General features: G+C 42.3%; 1 protein-coding gene. It reads right to left on the bottom strand.

Going from position 1 to position 1,296, the window contains the following annotated elements; translation table 11 throughout:
* Positions 1 to 456 precede the first annotated feature (456 nt).
* Positions 457 to 1,296: sugar-transfer associated ATP-grasp domain-containing protein (locus V7723_RS19705; protein WP_335686212.1), on the bottom strand; the 840-nt coding region annotated here is incomplete at its 5' end.

Genomic DNA, 1,296 nt, shown 5'->3' with positions numbered 1-1,296 from the left:
CCGCTATCATTTTGTCATCGGCATTGTTTGGTCTTGTTGATCCTGATCCCATTACGTTACCTTCTCTGCAATATGTTATTTGCCAAGTGTAAGAGCATTTTCTACCTTACTTGTAAACCAACCTTTAGAAAATTCAAAGGGTGAGTCAAATTCTCTGTTAGGTCAAACCATTGCAAAGCCTATTTAAACTGGTTACGGACAATATGATGGCAACCGAGTTGAACTTTCGGTCTCGGTCATGAGCAAACCATTTACCTATACAAAAGCCAGCTCATTCTATGGCAAGTCTATACAGTGCGGCTTTGACTTTGCCCTCTATGCGGTGGGGTTTAAGGAACGGCTGAGGCACTTCTTGCCAGGCTTAGTTTGCCTAACGTAGTCTGACGAGGAGTGTTTCTACGTGCCGCACCCATCTGACCCGTCAACCGTGATTGGCTGAACGTCATCAAATCGAATTCACATTTCACGTATTTCAGCAGTTTTCAAGATACTTTCTATATAAAACCTATTTGCCCCGATACCACGCCCAAATATTTTTTGGTTATCGGCCCAAATGTGGTTTGTCTCAATAACTATAGGGCCGTCAGGCAGTATCGCGATATCGTGTCCAAGTGAAAAAATGTCAGGGAAGCATTCATGCACCGCCAAACCAAGAGCAACTGCTTCATTGAAAAACGGTACTTTAAGTCCAACGAAGCATTTCTCCCCAGGTTCAATAGATTGTTTACTGAAAGGTAAATCTTCGATTTGCCTACTTGTCCCCGCGGTAAGTGTTTGGCTTTTCAAGAGGATCGGAACGCCAAGACCTCCCGTATCTGCAATACTTCCCTTTTTCCCTAATTTAAGTTTGGCTTCTAAGACATGTAATTCACCTTTACGCCGAAAGGTGCACAAACGAATTGTATTTAGAGCCGAAGTATTAAACTCTGCGAGTTTCGGATGATTTGTGAGGTTTTCTTGAAAAATTAGAGGTTTATTGAATGAGAGTAGTTGGTTGAAAAGCTGTTCCCAGATTACATGAATTATATCTTCACTACCAATTTTGACGGACCATCGATCCGTTCCGCCATAACTCAATCGGCCTGCACCTTGCGCTTTTAAGCCAAAACGAGGTTTGAAAAAGACGCTGGCTTTACTTGCAACTTCTTCAAGCTGAGCTCGGAGTTCCGATGAATCCGTTTGCGACGGGTCAAATAAACTCAAAATTCGTGGGCTTAGAATGTCATTACGGGCACATAAATCGTTAAATAAAACCTTATCTTCTGTAAGAATGGTACTGCTATTTTGATTGAGGAG

The organism is Sneathiella sp. (genome assembly GCF_036960985.1).
Taxonomy (GTDB): Bacteria; Pseudomonadota; Alphaproteobacteria; order Sneathiellales; family Sneathiellaceae; genus Sneathiella.
The sequence above is the reverse complement of the archived record's forward strand: the minus strand, read 5'-3'. Positions and strand labels throughout refer to the sequence as shown.